We start from the raw sequence: 17844 nt of genomic DNA, 5'->3' as shown, positions 1-17844 counted from the left end.
TTATACTCAGTAATAAAATAAACTATAACACGAATTAACGATTTTATATTGCTAGACAAATAGTTACAATCTGCTGATTAAAAATCAATCTAGCAGTGCTTTATTTTTGTTGTTGAAAACGGCAGAATGAGCATACATTTGAGCTCTGTCGCCTATTTGGACTAATTTTTGATAAATATATAGCAGTTTATCGAGTAGGTGGTAAGGTCTCATCGCATTCCGAATTCTTAAAGTAAAAGGTTACAAATATGTCTGATGTACCAGAGTCTGTTGCAAACGTTGCCGCTGTAGCTCAACCTGTTGCTGAATCTTCAGGTTCTATCTGGGGTTATGTTGCAGCTGGTAGTGTTGCGTTATTGGTGCTAGCGGGTATCTTCGCTTATCGTAAAATAAATCAACCAGCATTTGTTATTAGTCAGGTTCGTAAGAAAAACCTTAAAGAAATGAAAAAGCAGGGTACTGAAAACTCTGAATTTATGGTTGATATGGATCGTCTACTTGATTCTATTTTGCGTTACACAACGGAAAATAAAAAGAAAGGCTCTGATGTAGTAACATTGCTTAAGCCATTGAACGATAAAGAACGTATTAAAACACCACGTGATATGTATCAATCAATGATTTATATTGCTAACGATGTAAATGATACTGCACTTGCTAAAGATCTTAAAAATAAATCAAAGCAAGTGAAATCAAGTTCAGCATTGATGGCTGGTTTGTTAAAGCGTGCGGGCATTAACTAATTTATTATTAAGATAAAATAGATATTATAAAGGGCTGATTAATTCAGCCTTTTTTTATGGCTGTTGATTATTATTTTGATGATGGTGATTGCAGTTTTTTTTCAAAATCATGACGTACAATATCAATAGCGGATAAGACGGTTTGAGGATCGATATCGTTATCTTCTAATAGGCAGATCAAATCAACGGCGAGTTTTATTTCTGCTGGTGCGTTGTCTAATGATGTTGTGGGTGCATTATTCATTAATAAATCTCTTTGATTAGATGCTATAACTGTATTGAAGTGGTTAAGTAAAATATGCCATCTTTTTGATAAGACTAGCCTTTTCTTTCTTTATGATTAATCTCATTTTCAAGTTTGATTAATGCTTCTTGGCAGCGGCTGATACGACCTTCTAAAGTAAGGATCTCTTTTTGAGATTGCTGTTGCTCAAATTGAGAATTACAACGATTAAGTGACGATTCTTTATCTCGTAGCATCGCTTTTAAACGGCGTTCCCATTCTTTATGTTTATTAAGATCTTGATATATTTCATTGATCGAACGCTGCCATTTGACCGCTTGTTGTGGTTCATTTTTGCGAATGTGTTGAGTTGCGAGTTCTCGTTGGATAGCATTGATTTGAGCAATGAGTTTTTCACACAGATGTTGAGTACGTTCAGGTAATAATTTACCGGCTTGTTGTTCTTTCTGTAATGTCGCCAGCTCTTGTGCAATTTCAGTAACACAAGGGGCAAGTAACTTACTACGGTGACGAAATAATTGCTGATCAAACAAAGGGCGTTGGGCTTCACCGCGTAGGCGATCCGCTTCTTCTGCTTGATGTTGTAGTTGCTCAATAAGTGTTTGTAGTCGAGAAAGATCAATCATTGTTATACCTATAAACGGGCATGCTTAAAACCAAGCTTGCCAGGCTAATTTCGCCGCAAGAATAAAGACCACTGTAATAAACACGGGACGAATAAATTTAGCACCAAAATGAATTGCAGAGTGAGCCCCTAAATAAGCGCCAACCATTAAACACACGCCCATAATTAAACCTAGTGCAATATTGACATGACCTAAAATAATGAACGTAATAAGTGAAGTAATATTACTGGTGACGTTCATCGCTTTGGCAAGGCCACAAGCACGTAGCATATCTAATCGATACAACACTAAGCTTGATACCGTCCAAAATGCCCCTGTTCCGGGGCCCGCTAAACCATCATAAAATCCTAAGCTAGAGCCTTGCAACCACTGCTTACGTTTAAAGGTTTTGGTTACCTCAGGCAGTTGTGTTTGATCGGGATTAGGGTGTGGGTGCCATAAGCTATAAATAGCGACCGCAAAAATCACTAAAGGTAAGGCTTTTTCTAGCCATGCACCGCTAATGAGATTAACGGTTAACGTACCAACAATCGCCCCAATGAAGGTCGCAATAAAAGATGCTCGCCAAAATTGTGGATCAAATAATTGTTTTTTGTAATACGTCCATGCTGCTGTTGAGGAAGCAAAACTAGCCGCTAGTTTATTGGTGCCAAGTGCGATATGGGGAGGAAGACCAAGAGAGAGCAGTGCTGGAACGGTAAGCATACCGCCACCGCCAGCTACTGCATCAATAAAGCCTGCTGCTAATGCAACAACCCCAAGTATCAATAATGTACTTGGTTCAATCATATCAATCATTTTAGTGCTTTTTTATTATGGTTAAGATGATTAGTTGTATTCAATGACGCGTTTAAATGGAGGCAAAGAATCAAGCAGTGCTTTTCCATAACGACGATTAATAATACGACGATCTAAAATAACCACTCTACCAGAGTCGAGTTCTTTTCGCAGCAAACGACCGACTGATTGAATCAGTTTTTTACTCGCTTCTGGCACAGAAATTTGTAAGAAAGGGTTACCGCCTTTACTTTCAATATATTCAGCGTGAGCTTCTTCAACTGGAGACGTAGGAACCGCAAATGGAATTTTAGTGATAATTAAGTTTGTTAGTAAATTACCTGGTAAATCAAGCCCTTCTGAAAAGCTACCCGTACCAAATAAAATACTTGGAATACCATTTTTACAATTTTCTTTATGTTTTTTTAGGGTTTCGTTACGAGATTCTTCACCTTGAACCAATAATTGCCATTTGTTTTTCTTTGCCAGTGGACGCAGCGCATCTGCAACTTTGTTCATCTGCCAGTATGATGAAAATAACACTAAGCTGGCGGTTTCGCCTTCTAGATATTCAGGTAAAACGTCGATCAGTAGATCGGTAAATTGTTCCGCTTGAGGCTCTAATTTTAAGGCCGGAATAACTAATCGAGCATTGTTTTGATAATCAAACGGTGATGCAAGTGCAAGAAAACGTGTCCCTTCGGCTTCTGCGTCGGAGATCCCTGCTTGGCGACAAAAGAAGGTGAATTGATTCAATGCGCGTAATGTTGCCGACACTAAAATAGCACCCGCCGCTTTGCTCCATAGCAGTTGATCAAGTCGATAGCCAACTTCTAATGGTGACACTTCAATAATGTAATCATTCTCTCGTTCTGGGCTTTTTTCTATCCAACGCGCGAGTGGTGCGCCTTTTTTATGGTTAGGTTGTGCCATTAAAGCCCAAACTTTTTCTAAATTTTCAAGACGTTGTAGATAAAATCCCACTTCAGTAAGTGCTTGCTCACCTAAACGAGGAATGATGATGTTTTCCTTGGTACGCTCAGCGATAAGATCTTGAATTTTACCTAATGATTGTAATGCTTTTTTGCTGGCTTCTTTACAGCCTTTTGCTTCTTCTTCAAGCCACGATGGTAATTCACCATGTTCAAAGCGATAGACACCGTCTTTATTAAATTTGCTTGAATCAATATTATTGGCAATTTGATTTAAGGTTGGCACTAAGTGCTGAACACTGTCTTGAATCGCGTTTTGGAATCGATTGGCTTTTTGATAATCGGCTAATTCTGCAAACTTGGCGACAATTTGATTGAGTTTTTCTAGCCACGTTGCTGCACCTTTGAGGCTTGAAGCTGCCGATGAGAAGTTACGCGCAACTTGTGGTAAGTGGTGTGCTTCATCAATCACATAAATTGTTTGTTCAGGCTCTGGCAGAATAACACCACCGCCTAATTCAAGATCTGCCATTAATAGAGCATGGTTCGCCACAATAACATCTGCTTTATCTAGGTGTTCACGTGCTTTAGCAAAAGGGCAGCTACGGTGTTTGGGCATACCCGCATGGCAACTGTGTTTATCTGCCATGATTTGTTGCCACACTTTATCTGGAATCGTTGTTGGCCAGCTATCACGATCACCATCCCATTTATTTTGTTCGGTGGCTTTAAGCATCCGTTTTAATAAATCAAGATCGGATTTTTTGGGTTTTTCTTCCCACATCCCCAGTTGTAATTCGCTGTCTGTTGAGCAACTGGCTTCTAATTTATGGTTACAACAATAACGTTGACGGCCTTTAGCCAGAATAAAGCTAAATTCACGTGGAAAAATTTGATTAAACAACGGTAAATCTTTGGTAATTAACTGCTCTTGAAGTGCAACCGTGGCGGTAGAGATCAACAGTTTTTTATTATTGAATAATGCAAAAGGGATCCCACCAATTAAATATGCTAATGATTTACCGATTCCCGTTCCCGCTTCTGCAACCAGAATTCGATTTTTTTTATGGTATTCGCCTGCCAGTGTTTTGGCTATTTCTGCAACTAAATAGTTCTGTGCGCGACGAGGAATAAAGTTATCGAGTTGATGACCAAGGTTGGTGTAACACTGTTTGATATCGCTTTTTATGGTGTTGTGCAGCATGGTTGAAACTTCATAAGGACCGGGAAACACATTATAGCATGAAGCACTAAATGTGAGCGGTAACAAAAATCACGCGATTTATATTTTAAAGTGTGGGATTGCTCACGATTTTATATTTAAGTTACATTTGCTTTATATGCTCTGTGTGTATGCAAATTAAACGACTAGTAAAGTGAAAGATAAATAGTGGTTTATTCTTTATTCTAAGTTATTTGCAGTGGATTAGTTATGCAATATACACTTATTAACATTTATTAAATTAATGTTAATTGCATATTTTTGCTTATTTTGTTGTGATTAATATCTCCTGATATCAGTGTAACTATTTGTTTTTGTGATGTGTTTTATGTTTTTTTATGTTTAATTTAGGTTATTTGACAAAAATATTGAACTTCTGGCAGGATGTGGGCCATAAATTACTCCCATGCATGTTTTAGCGTTTTGTTTTTTAAAATGTGTACAGAGCAGGGGAATATAAGGACAGGGAATCTCAGGATTGAGATTTACAACAATAAGAAAGGCAGTGGACATATCATGAAAAAAACTCTATTAGCGCTAGCAGTTCTAACTGCGGCGGGTTCTGCAAATGCTGGCATCAACCTTTACGATGCAAATGGCGTTAAAGTTGATCTTTCTGGTGTAGCTGAAGTGCAACTTTATGATGGTTTTGAAAAACATGGCGATTCAACTATTCGTATTGATGATGGTGATTTAGTTCTTCATGCAACTGTTGCTGTTTCTGATAACCTGAATGTTGTTTCTGGTACTGCGTTCAAATATGAAGATCGTGATTTACAGAACTATGAGCTATGGACTGGTTTCTCTGGTGAATTCGGAACAATAACTATTGGTCGTCAACTTTTAATTTCGGATGATTCAGGTATTGGTAAAGATTACGAGTTAGGTGCGGGTCAAATTGATTTCGCACAAACTGAAGGCGACCGTGTTGCTAAGTATGTTTACGATAACGGTACTTTCTACACTGCGGTTTCTCATGAAATGGACACTGACCACAGCACTACAATTACCGATGGCCGTGTTGGCTTCCGTACTGGCGGTCTAGATGTTCGTGTATACGGTTACGACGGTAAGCGCATTGGCCTTAAAGGCTTAGTTGATAGCGGCTCAGATGCTAACGGTAATCCGATCATCATTCCTGGTAAAGCGGGTGAAGATATCAGCGGTTACAACCTTGAAGCTGAATACGCAATGGGTGCAATTAACCTAGCAGCATCGTTTGGTCAAGTTAAGTACCAAGCTGCTGATACTAAAGTAACGCAAAAGAACATTGATCTATACGAAATCAACGGTTCTTACACTATCGACAAAACAACATTGGCACTGGGCTATGTTCGTGGCGAAGATAAAGTTGATAACGGTAACGTAATTAACAATGTGTACGCAAACGTAACTCAACAACTGCACAGCAATGTACGTGCATATGTTGAACTTGGTTACTCTGACGATAAGAAAGATGAACTAGAAGATTTCGGTTACGTTGCAGGCCTAGAAGTTAAATTCTAATTTGGCTGTGATGTAATGATAGATGAAGCCGCCTTCTTGGCGGCTTTTTGCTAATTTACATTTTGCTTAACAGCTGATGGTTATTGTTATCGCGCTGATAACTTACAGTAGTGATAACAATGATCAGCTAATAAAACAGAGAGTAAGGATCAATAATGAAAAACAAATTATGGCTATTAGTGGCATTGTTTTCTGTAACGACACAAGCAGCAACACTAGCTGTCGCCGATAACATACAGTTATTGGCAGTTGATGGTAAAGAGGTTATAAGCCAAGGTTGGAGCAGTGTGGATAAGGTTGAATTATCGACGGGTCAACACCAAGTGGTTGTCCGTTTTAATGGGGATGTTAAGCGTGGTTCTAAATCTACAATTTATACCACTCGTCCTTATTTATTTGAGATTGATTTAGCCAATGCGGATGCTGAAATTACTCTGCCACGTTTAACCACTGAATCACAAGCGATAGCCTTTTTTGAACGTGGTGCGACATGGCAATTAGCACTTGATAACGGTGCGGTAAAGCCATTGGTTGGCGTTGAGTTACAAGGGGATGGGTTTGCTGCTTATAGTGATATTGAAGCGTTAGTGACCGCTTACAATAGTGCTAATGGTATTGTTGTTGAAAAAGGTAATGCCATTGATTTACAACAAGTTGCGGTTAATGTTGATAATAAAACAGGCAAAGTTGAAATCACAGGTGATGCGTTAACACAACTTAAAATGTGGTATACCAAAGCATCAAAGGAAGATAAAAAAGCGTTTAAAATTTGGATGGCAGAAAAAGATTTCAATTAGTCGCTATGCATAAATAACCGTATGGCGATGTGATTGTTTTGTATTTAAAAAGTAAAAGGCAACTAACGTTGCCTTTTATTTATTAATATTTGAAATATACTAATTCGCGAGAGTTAATCGTGGTGGTAACGACTATGCTCTCGGCATGATTTGCATCGAGCCTGAGCTGGATCTTGTTCAAGATCGCTATATTCAATCTCTTCTTCGCAATCAGCACATAAGCCATACATTCCTAATTTAAATGAGCATACTGCTGCATCTACTTTTTCTAATCGTATTGCCATATCAAAAAGATTAGGAATAAAAGACGATTTAGCCATTACGATGAGATCATTCAGATCGGTATTATCTATTGTGTTGGCATTATTATTTAAATGATTGATTAACATTTCATTTTTTAATTGTTCAGCTAGAGATAAGTATTCAGTTTCTAGCGGATACTGAAAATTTTTATAATTCATATCGGTGATAGCCATAGTGATGATATTCAATAGGAAAGCAAGTGATTTAATAGTATTAGCTATGCTTTGATTGAGTGTTGTTATACTGCGGCTAAATAAAAATCTAATGCAGTACCTCTGAGTTTTCTCAGTCTAATCTAGATTCAGTATGCCGTTGTGATTTGAATCAATTCTTTAAACGAATTTAATAAATATTGGTTAATTTCTAACATAATATAATCTATATCAATAGGTGAGGATGTATATTAACAATTTAAACTAATTGTTGTCACACGCGACACGTCGCTTAATATAGAGAGTGTAAGGTTGTTAAATTTGTTGATTGAGGTAATAAAGCTTGAATGAAGGAACAAAAATAAATAACCGAGTGGCGCGCTATATTTTGGTGGCGATGGGTTGGATAGCTGTTGCCTTAGGCGTGATGGGTATTTTTTTACCCTTATTACCAACAACCCCGTTTTTGTTATTAGCCAGTGCCTGTTTTATGAGAGGATCGCCTAAGTTAAACCAAAGGTTGCATCAACATCCACAATTAGGGCCTATTTTAGTTAATTGGCACCAACATGGTGCTGTTACGTCAAGGGTAAAACGACGTGGATTAATAATGATAGTGCTCAGTTTTAGCTTTTCAATTTTGATGGTGCCATTGTGGTGGCATAAGTTAATGCTGTTGGTTGGGTTAGTGGTTTTATTATACTGTTTTAACCGTTTACCGATTGTTGATATTCAACCTGATTCTGTGTCAGTTGCCGAACTCGACGAAAACCCATAAAATGCCCAATTGTCACATAAAAATACAGCTGTTATTAACGGCTCTATTTTTATGCTTTGTCTGCATTGGCAGGCTTTAACTTAAGATTACTCTGTTTGCCGTCAGAGTAAGTACGGAAAGAATGATGAATCAAGAAACATTAAATTTAATTACCAATAGCATTAAATCAATTCAAGATTATCCTAAACCAGGTATTCTTTTTCGTGACGTAACAAGCCTAATGGAAGTGCCTGAAGCATATCGTGCTACGATCGCTATTTTGACTGAAAAGTATCAAGATCAAGGTATTACTAAAGTTATTGGTACTGAAGCTCGTGGTTTCTTATTTGGTGCACCTTTAGCATTAGCATTAGGCGTGGCATTTGTACCTGTACGTAAACCAGGTAAATTACCACGTGAAGTGATTGCTGAAAGTTATGAACTTGAGTATGGCAAAGATACGTTAGAAATTCATAAAGATGCCATTGTTGCTGGCGATAAAGTGTTATTGGTCGATGATTTATTGGCGACAGGTGGCACGATTGAAGCAACCACTAATTTAGTGCGTCGTTTAGGCGGTGATGTTAAAGATGCTGCATTCGTTATTAATTTACCTGATATCGGTGGCGAAGCACGCCTACAAGGGTTGGGGCTTAACGTTTATTCTATTTGTGATTTCCCTGGTCACTAAGATGTAATTAGTACCACTGCCTTATTATCTGTTGTATTAAGGTGATAGTTGGCTAATCATTGGGCGCTTACTCTAGCGCCCTCTCGCTCACTAAACTGCACTATGCTAGCATTGATACAGAGGTCAATGTTTTACATCTCTCATTACTATTTCGTTTATTTTCTTTGTTTTATAATGGTTGATATCGGTTATTATCATTACCGTTATGATGGCGAGAATAAAAGAAAGAGTGGCGAGTTTCGTTACACCAGATGCAGTCCAGATTGATTAAGGTTATTTATAAATGAGTTATCAGGTTCTGGCCCGAAAATGGCGTCCCTATCAGTTTGCAGATGTGGTTGGACAATCACATGTATTAACTGCATTAGGTAATGCCTTAGAGCAAAATCGGCTTCACCATGCTTATCTTTTTAGCGGTACACGTGGTGTAGGTAAAACGACGATTGCACGTATTTTTGCGAAAGGGTTAAATTGTGAGCAAGGCATCACATCAACGCCTTGTGGTAAATGTACAACCTGTCGTGAAATCGATGAAGGACGGTTTGTTGATCTGCTAGAAATTGATGCTGCATCACGCACTAAAGTTGAAGATACGCGTGAATTATTGGATAACGTGCAATATAAGCCAGCCCGTGGGCGCTTTAAAGTTTATCTGATAGACGAAGTACACATGCTTTCGCGTCATAGCTTTAATGCATTATTAAAAACATTAGAAGAACCGCCAGAATATGTAAAATTTATTTTGGCGACCACTGATCCACAAAAATTACCCGTAACAATTTTATCGCGTTGTTTACAGTTTCATTTGAAACACCTTGATCACCAACAAATTCATGCCCAACTTGATAAAGTTCTAACGGAAGAAAAAGTTGAGTATGAAGCGCGAGCATTGGCACTATTAGCGCGTGCAGCTGAAGGCAGTATGCGCGATGCATTAAGTTTAACCGATCAAGCGATTGCATTGGGTAACGGTAATGTAAGTGCTGAAACTGTTGCGCTAATGTTAGGTACATTAGATACCGATCAAGCGTTGGTATTACTGGAAGCGGTAGCAACGGCTGATGCTAATACGGCAATGGCAAGTTTGCAGCAATTAGCTTCGATTGGCATTGAGTGGGACAGTTTATTACGAGAATTATCCGCACAGTTACATCGAGTGGCAATGTTCCAAGCATTACCTGCAAGTTTAGATGAGAGCTTACCTGATGCTGAGCGAATTAATCTACTTAGCCAATTGATGACACCACAAGATGTACAATTGTGTTATCAAATTTGCTTACAAGGACGTCAAGATCTGTCGTTTGCACCTGATGGCCGTACAGGCTTAGAAATGGTGTTATTGCGTATGTTGGCTTTCCGTCCTGTCAGTGGTGGCAGTATTACACCTCAGACGATTGTGGTGCCCAGTAGTCAACCTGCGCCATTAGCAGCACCAACACCTACCGCTAGCAATGGTGTATCACGCGTACAAGCATTAAAAGCACAAATGCAAACGCCTGTAACCCATAATGTTCAACCCGCTGTGATGCCTGTTTCTGAATCTCAGCCGATAGCGCCAGTTGTTACGGCTTCAGTGCCTGTTGCGCCATCTGTACAGCAGCAACCGCCATTAGTACAGCAACAAGTACAGCAGCCATCGCCACAAGTACAGCAGCCGTCGCAACCGGCTATGCAACCACCAACAGAGGCTGCTCCCGCTCGACCATCTGCGGCTTCTGGGTTATTAGCTGCGCGTAATCAGCTCCGTAGTCAAACCAAACGGGGTCAAGAAGGGCAAACAGCAGCGACATCGCTAAAAAAGCCCCTGACGGCGCCAGCTAAAAAAGTCGCCACTTCAGTGATGGATCGGATTGCGAATAAGCAAACGGCAATGCCATCAATGAAACACAACGCGATGCCGGCGTCGACAGCGGTTGATAATGTGACTGAAGATGATGAATATCGTTGGAAGCCGATGGCAAAACCCGAGTTAAACGTCGAGGTTAAGCAGGAACTGACGCCGCGAGTATTGAAGCGCGCTTTAGAGCATGAAAAAACGCCAGAGATGGCGAAATTACTTGTCAATGAAGCTGCAAATCAGGATAGTTGGTCTCAATTAGTGACTCAGCTTGATGTGCCAAAATTAATTCAGCAATTAGCATTGAATTCAGCCTTTGAGCGCGTTGATGATCACATTACATTATATTTACGTTCATCCCAGAAACATTTACAGGCTGAACGCGCGACTGCACAATTAAATAGTGCTTTAAATGATGTGCTACAAACACCAATACAATTATCGATTGTGTTGGGCGAACAAGGGCAGACGCCGCTTGAATTACGCGAAAATTTGTACCAACAAAAATTATTACAAGCACGAGATAGTTTAGCAAACGATCCTAATGTGAATTTCATTTGTCAGCGTTTTGCTGCACAACTGGATGAAGAAAGTATTAGGCCCGTTTAAAAATTTTCAACCAGACCCGATAGAGAGAGAAGAGTTATGTTTGGTAAAGGTGGTATGGGCAACATGATGAAGCAAGCGCAGCAAATGCAAGAGCGCATGCAAAAGATGCAAGAAGAAGTTGCAAACATGGAAGTTACTGGTGAATCTGGTGCTGGCCTTGTTAAAGTAACGATTACGGGTAGCCATAGTGTACGTCGTGTTGAGATTGACGAAAGCTTAATGGAAGATGACAAAGACATGCTTGAAGATTTGATTGCTGCGGCATTTAATGATGCAGCGCGTCGTATCGATGAAACACAAAAAGAGAAAATGGCGGGTGTTACCGGCGGTATGAATTTACCTGCTGGCTTTAAGCTACCGTTTTAATCAATGCGAACCAGTCACTTACTGGAGCATTTGATGGAAGCCTTACGTTGTTTGCCTGGGGTCGGTCCTAAGTCAGCACAACGAATGGCTTTTAATTTGCTACAACGAAATCGTCAAGGTGGCTTACAGCTGGCTGATGCGTTAAATCAAGCCATGACTGAAATTGGTCATTGTCGTGATTGTCGTACATTTACCGAAGACGATGTTTGTGCAATTTGTGATAATCCTCGGCGTAAAGAGAACGGTATTATTTGTGTGGTCGAAAGTCCGGCAGATATTGTAGCAGTAGAAGCAACCGGCCAATTTTCTGGACGTTACTTCGTTTTAATGGGCCATTTATCACCACTTGATGGTATTGGTCCCGCTGATATTGGGCTTGATACGCTAGAGTTTCGTTTGCAACAAGAAGCGATTAATGAACTAATACTCGCCACTAACCCAACGGTTGAAGGCGAAGCAACGGCTCATTATATTGCTGAACTTTGTCATGAATATGATGTGCCCGCGAGTAGAATTGCTCACGGTGTACCTGTCGGCGGTGAATTAGAATTGGTTGATGGCACTACGCTATCACATTCTATTGCTGGACGGCAGCGATTGTAACGCTCGTTATTATTGCAAAAAAACCGCGCTTTTTGAGCGCGGTTTTTTTATGGGTGATGATTTAATAATGTCTTATTTATTCATCGTATTATTTAGTTGAAAACAACACTTTTGAACCATGAGTGAGGCTAGTAAGCAATAAGGTATTTTCATTAATAATGTCAATACGGCGACTTTCTTGCGCATTCATCCTAAACATATCTCTAATAATATTGAGTTGGTTACTATCAAAATCATGGTTTAACCCCGAGGTGATGTCTTTAAACTCTAATGGTTCAGTCAGTAAATAACCTCCGCTGACATCCCACCGACCTGATTCAGAAATATGAATGGCGAGTGGCTGCGAATTATCACTGTATAGTTCAAGGAGTGTGATCCGTGAATAAGTGTGATTGGGTAAAAATACCATATTACTGCTTTGTTTTACCTTTCGTAGCTTTTGCAGTGAATATTGTGGTAACGATTCTATTTTACTGATGGTGGTACTTTGCCATTCGCGTGACATCAATAATTGTTGTTGCTTGTAGTCCGTTGAAAAATAAACCCATAAGCATAAAATTATAGAACTAATCAATATCAAAAATGGCCAGTATCGGTGTAATTGACGTGTTATTGGGTTAGAGGCCGTTAACGACATAAATTCGAATTATCCTTACCGTCCGTGAGTAAACGTACCGTTACGTTTTCTGTTGGTTGTTCACTATTGTGCAAATAGTTTAAATACAATTGATTGTTTTGACCGCCAGTAACAATAATTTCGAATGGTTTTGCCTCTGGATTATTGTGATATTTGATGTAATTGTTAACACACGTTTTGATCAGAGCCTGCCACTGATTAATGTCAGCGTTATTTTTTGGGGCGTAGATCATTATGCCATCAACATCAAATAAAGGGGTAAATGCCGCAGATTTTGGTGGCATACTGAGATTAACAATAATCGGTAATATAAAAGCAATAGCAAGTGCTAGCCAACCTTTCCATGAGATTAATGTTGATTTATTCTCTAACGACTCTTTATTTCGTGAATAATGTGCTGTTGTTGGTGTATTAACATGCGACTCTTTACGTGGCGAAGACAGAATCGGTTCAAATTCCGGTGGCGTTGAAAAAACGGCAGGCTTATCGACATCAGTTTTAGGCTCTAACTGCTGTTTTAGACAGACGTAGCCTTCCACACTGGCAATCATTTGATAACCACGTTTAGGCACTGTTTTAACAAACTCGGGTGATTTGGTTGAGTCTTTTAATGCTTTACGCAAGGTCGATATTGCTTGCGTTAAGCTTGAATCATCAACTTCAAAACCTTGTTCACGCCATACATAATCATGAATACGCTGGCGAGTAATTATTAGGCTAGGATCTTCAATGAGCAAACTTAAAGCTCGACTTTCATTGCTACCTAGTCGAGTTAATTCATTATTATCACATTTATCTATTAAGCTATTGTCATTTGGATCGAAAATAAAACGATTTCCAATCAAATACTTAGTTGCATTTGCTGTCATTGGTTTAGCCTTGCCAAGGGTTTTATATAAACAGTATTATTATATGTTTTCTCTGAATACCGTCTGAATCTAAAAATATAAAACCGTTCCTCAAAAAATATAAAAATAAAAAACATGTTATTTTAGGTTGAAATCATACACTTTGACCATATTTATCTTTATATACTACTCATAAATTTTTTTGGAGTCGAAATGAGCGAGCAAACAGTTGATAACCAAAAGGAAACACGTGGTTTCCAGTCAGAAGTAAAACAACTACTGCATTTAATGATTCATTCTCTTTACTCTAATAAAGAGATTTTTTTACGTGAATTGATTTCTAATGCATCAGACGCGGCGGATAAATTACGCTTTAAAGCATTATCAAAAACTGATTTATACGGTAATGATGCAGATTTATGTGTAAAGCTGGCGGTGAATCCACAAGCTGGCACCTTAACCATTAGTGATAATGGTATTGGTATGACGCGTGAACAAGCGATTGAACATTTAGGTACGATTGCGAAATCAGGTACTAAAGAATTCTTTGCACAATTAGATGAAAATGAAACTAAAGACTCACAACTGATTGGTCAGTTTGGTGTTGGTTTCTATTCTGCATTTATTGTGGCTGACAGTGTAACGGTGAATACACGTAGCGCAGAAGTGAGTGCAGATGAAGGTGTATGCTGGACATCTGCGGGTGAGGGCGATTACAGCATCGAGACCATCACTAAAGCAAACCGTGGTACTGAGATTATTTTACATTTACGTGCTGATGAACAAGAGTTCTTAGATGAACAGCGTTTACGTGAAATTGTTGGTAAATATTCTGATCACATTGGTATTCCTGTCTTTATTCAAACAGAAGAACAAGATGAAGAAGGCAAGGTAACAGGGACAAAATGGGATCAAATCAACAAAGCACAAGCACTTTGGACGCGTAATAAATCAGATATCAGCGATGAAGAGTATAAAGAATTTTATAACCACGTTGCCCATGATTATGCCGAGCCATTAACATGGAGTCATAACCGTGTTGAAGGTAAGCAAGATTATACGAGTTTGTTATACATTCCATCAAAAGCACCGTGGGATTTAAATAACCGCGATGGTCAGCATGGTCTTAAATTGTATGTACAACGTGTGTTTGTTATGGATGATGCACAACAGTTCATGCCAACGTACTTACGTTTTGTGCGCGGTTTAATTGACTCAAATGATTTGCCGTTAAATGTTTCACGTGAAATTTTGCAAGATAACAAAGTCACTCAAGCCCTACGTAAAGCATGTACTAAGCGTGTATTACAAATGCTTGAGCGTATGGCGAAAAACGAGCCAGAGCAATACCAATCATTCTGGAAAGAGTTTGGTCAGGTACTAAAAGAAGGCTTGGCAGAAGACGTTAGTAACCGTGATAAAATTGCAGCATTGTTACGTTTCTCATCGACAGAAAACGACACCGCAGAGCAAACTGTATCGCTTGCTGATTACATTGCTCGTATGAATGAAGGTCAAGATAAAATTTATTACCTAACGGCTGATAATTTTAATGCGGCTAAACATAGCCCACACCTTGAGCAATTCCGTGAGAAAAGCTTAGAAGTTATTTTGATGTACGATCGTATTGATGAATACCTAATGGGCCACTTACCAGAGTTTGAAGGTAAGAAATTCCAAGCGATTACAAAGTCTGATCTTGATCTGTCTTCATTTGATAATGCAGAAGAAAAAGAAAAGCAAAAAGAAACAGAAAAAGAATTCACATCTGTCACTGAGCGTACCAAAACATACCTTGGTGAACGCGTTAAAGAAGTACGTCCAACGTTTAAATTGCACGATACTCCAGCCGTGATGGTAACAGATGAAAACGAGATGGGTACGCAAATGGCTAAATTGTTGGCAGCCGCTGGCCATGAAGCGCCAGAAGTGCAATACATCTTTGAATTAAACCCTGAGCATAGCTTAGTGAAACAAATGGCGGATGAAGCTGACGAAGAAGTATTTGGTCGTTGGGTTGAATTACTATTTGGTGAAGCAATGCTCGCTGAGCGTGGCACAATGGATGATCCTTCACAATTCTTAGCTGCCGTAAATAAGTTGCTGGTTAAATAATCAATTAACCACTCAAAGTCATAGACTATTCTGATAAATCATTCAATCGCGGCTTGGTCATAGTGCCAAGCTTGCGACTGAGCGCTAATCAGTGTATTTTCAGTTTTTTGCAAATTTCCACTCTATTTTAAAGGGGAACACAATGCGCATTATCCTTCTGGGTGCACCCGGTGCAGGTAAAGGTACTCAAGCTCAATTCATCATGGAAAAATTTGGTATTCCTCAAATTTCTACTGGTGATATGTTACGTGCTGCAATCAAAGCGGGCACTGAACTAGGTAAGCAAGCAAAATCAGTGATCGATGCAGGTCAACTTGTATCTGACGATATCATCCTTGGTCTTGTTAAAGAGCGTATCACTGCAGAAGATTGTGCAAAAGGTTTCCTACTTGATGGTTTCCCTCGCACAATTCCTCAAGCTGATGGTCTTAAAGAAAATGGCGTTGTTGTAGATTACGTTATTGAATTTGACGTTGCTGACGATGTGATCGTTGAGCGTATGGCGGGTCGTCGTGCTCACCTTGCTTCTGGTCGTACTTACCATGCTGTTTACAACCCACCAAAGGTTGCTGGTAAAGATGACGTAACAGGTGAAGATCTTGTTATCCGTGAAGATGACAAAGAAGAAACTGTTCGTGCACGCCTAACGGTATACCATAACCAAACTGCACCTCTTATCGAATATTACGGTAAAGAAGCAGCGGCTGGTAACACTAAGTACCTTAAGTTTGATGGTACGTTACCTGTTGCTGAAGTAAGTGCACAGCTTGAGAAAGCATTAGCATAAATAGCATTGTTAATTAGCTAATTATTTTTCATAGCTAATAACGATGTAAATAAACGGGCTTACCGATTGGTAATGCTCGTTTTTTTTGGTTTTAATATAATGGTATTATAAGATGTTATAACAAAACTGTGTGTTTTTTGTTGCTGAAATGTATTTGTACGAGACTGGAAGTAACGTATTTTCAGCGATGGGAATAAATAGAGTAAAGATAAAGGATAAATACCGATGACAATAAATAATAACTATGGGGTATTACTGGTTAATCTTGGTACTCCTGATGCTCCAACGACAACTGGTGTGAAACAGTTTTTAGCTGAATTTTTGCATGATAAGCGTGTGGTTGATATGACGCGTTGGTTATGGTGTCCTATTTTACATGGCATTATTTTACCAATACGTTCACCTAAAGTGGCTAAATTATACCAATCAGTATGGATGGATGATGGCTCACCACTAATGGTATATTCACGTCGTCAGCAACAAGCCCTACAACAAACTCTGAATATACCTGTCGCTTTAGGTATGACCTATGGTGAGCCGAGTATTCAATCAGGCTTGCAACAGCTAAAACAGCAGGGATGTAAGCAAATACTTGTATTACCGTTGTATCCTCAATATTCAGCAACAACAACGGCCGCTGTTTTTGATCGTATCGCTAAAGAGTTAAAAACAGTACCTGAATTGCCTGAACTTCGGTTTGTGAATCATTATTATGATCACCCTGATTATATTGCGGCGTTAGCTCAATCTGTTGAAAAAGTTTGGGCGGAGAAAGGGCAACCTGACTATCTATTGTGTTCATACCACGGTATTCCTCAACGTTATGCTGATAATGGCGATCCCTACCCAGACCATTGTCATCAAACCACGGTATTATTAGCCCAGTCTCTTGATATGCAGCGTGAAAAAATGAGCATGAGTTATCAATCTATTTTTGGGCGTGAAGAATGGTTAAAACCGTATACGGAAGCGACGATTAAATCGTTAGCAGAAAAAGGCATAAAACGGTTAGATGTAATGTGTCCGGCTTTTTCAGTTGATTGTCTTGAAACGCTAGAAGAAATTGCAGAGCAGTGTAAAGCGGTATTTATTGAAGCGGGTGGCAAAGAGTTTAATTTGATCCCATGCTTAAATGATAACCCTGCTCATATAGCAATGATGGAAAGCTTGATTAAGCAGCATACACAAGGATGGTAATGCGGGTATCGCGATGGAAGTCATTCCTTCAACGATAACGTTTGCGTGTTATTTGTGGGTATTATTCGTAAAACCTATGATAGCTTTTGCTTTTA

At 39.2% G+C, this 17844-nt stretch carries 18 protein-coding genes; 11 read left to right on the top strand and 7 right to left on the bottom strand.

From position 1 onward, the window contains the following. Positions 1 to 248: 248 nt before the first annotated feature. On the top strand, positions 249 to 743 hold the full coding sequence (locus tag C9J51_RS04895) for a hypothetical protein (RefSeq protein ID WP_045037975.1): 495 nt from the start codon (positions 249 to 251) through the stop codon (positions 741 to 743). Positions 744 to 813: 70 nt separating this feature from the next. Here C9J51_RS04895 and rsmS read toward each other — a convergent pair whose 3' ends face one another. The 4 genes from rsmS to dinG form a co-directional block, all read right to left on the bottom strand. Then, positions 814 to 987: a pleiotropic regulatory protein RsmS gene (gene rsmS, locus C9J51_RS04890; protein WP_107180501.1), complete on the bottom strand. Its 174-nt coding sequence runs from the start codon at positions 985 to 987 to the stop codon at positions 814 to 816. Between the two features lie 74 nt (positions 988 to 1061). Further along, entirely contained in the window at positions 1062 to 1613 is a 552-nt protein-coding gene (gene priC, locus C9J51_RS04885) for a primosomal replication protein PriC (RefSeq protein ID WP_045039272.1), read from the bottom strand. Positions 1614 to 1637: 24 nt separating this feature from the next. Then, complete coding sequence (locus C9J51_RS04880; RefSeq protein WP_045039273.1) at positions 1638 to 2411, bottom strand: sulfite exporter TauE/SafE family protein; 774 nt, start codon at positions 2409 to 2411, stop codon at positions 1638 to 1640. A 30-nt stretch (positions 2412 to 2441) separates the two neighbouring features. Further along, on the bottom strand, positions 2442 to 4526 hold the full coding sequence (dinG, locus tag C9J51_RS04875) for an ATP-dependent DNA helicase DinG (protein WP_045037971.1): 2085 nt from the start codon (positions 4524 to 4526) through the stop codon (positions 2442 to 2444). A 534-nt stretch (positions 4527 to 5060) separates the two neighbouring features. Between dinG and C9J51_RS04870 the strand changes: the two genes are divergently transcribed. Beyond that, complete coding sequence (locus C9J51_RS04870; RefSeq protein ID WP_045037970.1) at positions 5061 to 6050, top strand: porin; 990 nt, start codon at positions 5061 to 5063, stop codon at positions 6048 to 6050. Between the two features lie 155 nt (positions 6051 to 6205). Further along, positions 6206 to 6847 (top strand): YccT family protein, encoded by a 642-nt coding sequence (locus tag C9J51_RS04865; RefSeq protein WP_107274882.1) that lies wholly within the window; start codon positions 6206 to 6208, stop codon positions 6845 to 6847. A gap of 113 nt (positions 6848 to 6960) precedes the next feature. Here the strand turns inward: C9J51_RS04865 and C9J51_RS04860 are convergent, their stop codons facing one another. Next, positions 6961 to 7308: a dksA-type zinc finger protein gene (locus C9J51_RS04860; protein ID WP_045037992.1), complete on the bottom strand. Its 348-nt coding sequence runs from the start codon at positions 7306 to 7308 to the stop codon at positions 6961 to 6963. 337 nt (positions 7309 to 7645) lie between these two features. Between C9J51_RS04860 and C9J51_RS04855 the strand changes: the two genes are divergently transcribed. The 5 genes from C9J51_RS04855 to recR all read left to right on the top strand — a co-directional run bounded on the left by C9J51_RS04855 (position 7646) and on the right by recR (position 12165). Beyond that, positions 7646 to 8080, top strand: coding sequence for a YbaN family protein (locus tag C9J51_RS04855; RefSeq protein ID WP_268840541.1), 435 nt, complete (start codon positions 7646 to 7648; stop codon positions 8078 to 8080). Positions 8081 to 8204: 124 nt separating this feature from the next. Beyond that, entirely contained in the window at positions 8205 to 8750 is a 546-nt protein-coding gene (gene apt, locus C9J51_RS04850; RefSeq protein ID WP_045037968.1) for an adenine phosphoribosyltransferase, read from the top strand. 283 nt (positions 8751 to 9033) lie between these two features. Next, positions 9034 to 11196 carry a DNA polymerase III subunit gamma/tau gene (dnaX, locus tag C9J51_RS04845; RefSeq protein ID WP_045037967.1) on the top strand — a complete coding sequence of 721 codons (2163 nt, stop codon included), beginning with the start codon at positions 9034 to 9036 and terminating at the stop codon, positions 11194 to 11196. 36 nt (positions 11197 to 11232) lie between these two features. Next, positions 11233 to 11562 carry a YbaB/EbfC family nucleoid-associated protein gene (locus C9J51_RS04840; RefSeq protein WP_045037966.1) on the top strand — a complete coding sequence of 110 codons (330 nt, stop codon included), beginning with the start codon at positions 11233 to 11235 and terminating at the stop codon, positions 11560 to 11562. Positions 11563 to 11565: 3 nt separating this feature from the next. Then, positions 11566 to 12165 carry a recombination mediator RecR gene (gene recR, locus C9J51_RS04835; protein WP_045037965.1) on the top strand — a complete coding sequence of 200 codons (600 nt, stop codon included), beginning with the start codon at positions 11566 to 11568 and terminating at the stop codon, positions 12163 to 12165. An 88-nt stretch (positions 12166 to 12253) separates the two neighbouring features. Here the strand turns inward: recR and C9J51_RS04830 are convergent, their stop codons facing one another. Together C9J51_RS04830 and C9J51_RS04825 are read right to left on the bottom strand one after the other, a co-directional pair. Then, on the bottom strand, positions 12254 to 12802 hold the full coding sequence (locus C9J51_RS04830) for a regulatory protein ToxS (RefSeq protein WP_045037964.1): 549 nt from the start codon (positions 12800 to 12802) through the stop codon (positions 12254 to 12256). Further along, positions 12793 to 13671 (bottom strand): transcriptional regulator, encoded by an 879-nt coding sequence (locus C9J51_RS04825; RefSeq protein WP_045039274.1) that lies wholly within the window; start codon positions 13669 to 13671, stop codon positions 12793 to 12795. Before C9J51_RS04825 ends, C9J51_RS04830 begins: the two co-directional genes overlap by 10 nt. Before the next feature lie 192 nt (positions 13672 to 13863). Here C9J51_RS04825 and htpG point away from each other — a divergent pair, with 192 nt between their 5' ends. From htpG to hemH, 3 genes are all read left to right on the top strand, one after another. Next, a complete protein-coding gene (gene htpG / locus C9J51_RS04820; protein ID WP_107274881.1) occupies positions 13864 to 15765 on the top strand; it encodes a molecular chaperone HtpG in 1902 nt (633 codons plus the stop codon). Positions 15766 to 15907: 142 nt separating this feature from the next. After that, the gene (gene adk, locus C9J51_RS04815) at positions 15908 to 16552 is read left to right on the top strand and encodes an adenylate kinase (RefSeq protein ID WP_045037961.1); all 645 of its coding nucleotides are present in this window, start codon (positions 15908 to 15910) and stop codon (positions 16550 to 16552) included. 225 nt (positions 16553 to 16777) lie between these two features. After that, positions 16778 to 17749, top strand: coding sequence for a ferrochelatase (gene hemH, locus C9J51_RS04810; protein ID WP_045039275.1), 972 nt, complete (start codon positions 16778 to 16780; stop codon positions 17747 to 17749). Positions 17750 to 17844: the final 95 nt, after the last annotated feature.

Source organism: Photobacterium iliopiscarium (assembly GCF_003026395.1).
Classification (GTDB): Bacteria; Pseudomonadota; Gammaproteobacteria; order Enterobacterales; family Vibrionaceae; genus Photobacterium; species Photobacterium iliopiscarium.
The sequence above is the reverse complement of the archived record's forward strand: the minus strand, read 5'-3'. Positions and strand labels throughout refer to the sequence as shown.

Bases quoted from the DNA above. Each gene is read 5' to 3' on its own strand.
- adk (WP_045037961.1), top strand. From the start codon at position 15,908: ATGCGCATTATCCTTCTGGGTGCACCCGGTGCAGGTAAAGGTACTCAA.
- apt (WP_045037968.1), top strand. From the start codon at position 8,205: ATGAATCAAGAAACATTAAATTTAATTACCAATAGCATTAAATCAATT.
- dnaX (WP_045037967.1), top strand. From the start codon at position 9,034: ATGAGTTATCAGGTTCTGGCCCGAAAATGGCGTCCCTATCAGTTTGCA.
- C9J51_RS04825 (WP_045039274.1), bottom strand. From the start codon at position 13,671: ATGACAGCAAATGCAACTAAGTATTTGATTGGAAATCGTTTTATTTTC.
- hemH (WP_045039275.1), top strand. From the start codon at position 16,778: ATGACAATAAATAATAACTATGGGGTATTACTGGTTAATCTTGGTACT.
- C9J51_RS04895 (WP_045037975.1), top strand. From the start codon at position 249: ATGTCTGATGTACCAGAGTCTGTTGCAAACGTTGCCGCTGTAGCTCAA.
- rsmS (WP_107180501.1), bottom strand. From the start codon at position 987: ATGAATAATGCACCCACAACATCATTAGACAACGCACCAGCAGAAATA.
- C9J51_RS04860 (WP_045037992.1), bottom strand. From the start codon at position 7,308: ATGAATTATAAAAATTTTCAGTATCCGCTAGAAACTGAATACTTATCT.
- C9J51_RS04865 (WP_107274882.1), top strand. From the start codon at position 6,206: ATGAAAAACAAATTATGGCTATTAGTGGCATTGTTTTCTGTAACGACA.
- C9J51_RS04880 (WP_045039273.1), bottom strand. From the start codon at position 2,411: ATGATTGATATGATTGAACCAAGTACATTATTGATACTTGGGGTTGTT.
- C9J51_RS04870 (WP_045037970.1), top strand. From the start codon at position 5,061: ATGAAAAAAACTCTATTAGCGCTAGCAGTTCTAACTGCGGCGGGTTCT.
- htpG (WP_107274881.1), top strand. From the start codon at position 13,864: ATGAGCGAGCAAACAGTTGATAACCAAAAGGAAACACGTGGTTTCCAG.
- C9J51_RS04830 (WP_045037964.1), bottom strand. From the start codon at position 12,802: ATGTCGTTAACGGCCTCTAACCCAATAACACGTCAATTACACCGATAC.
- recR (WP_045037965.1), top strand. From the start codon at position 11,566: ATGCGAACCAGTCACTTACTGGAGCATTTGATGGAAGCCTTACGTTGT.
- C9J51_RS04840 (WP_045037966.1), top strand. From the start codon at position 11,233: ATGTTTGGTAAAGGTGGTATGGGCAACATGATGAAGCAAGCGCAGCAA.
- dinG (WP_045037971.1), bottom strand. From the start codon at position 4,526: ATGCTGCACAACACCATAAAAAGCGATATCAAACAGTGTTACACCAAC.
- priC (WP_045039272.1), bottom strand. From the start codon at position 1,613: ATGATTGATCTTTCTCGACTACAAACACTTATTGAGCAACTACAACAT.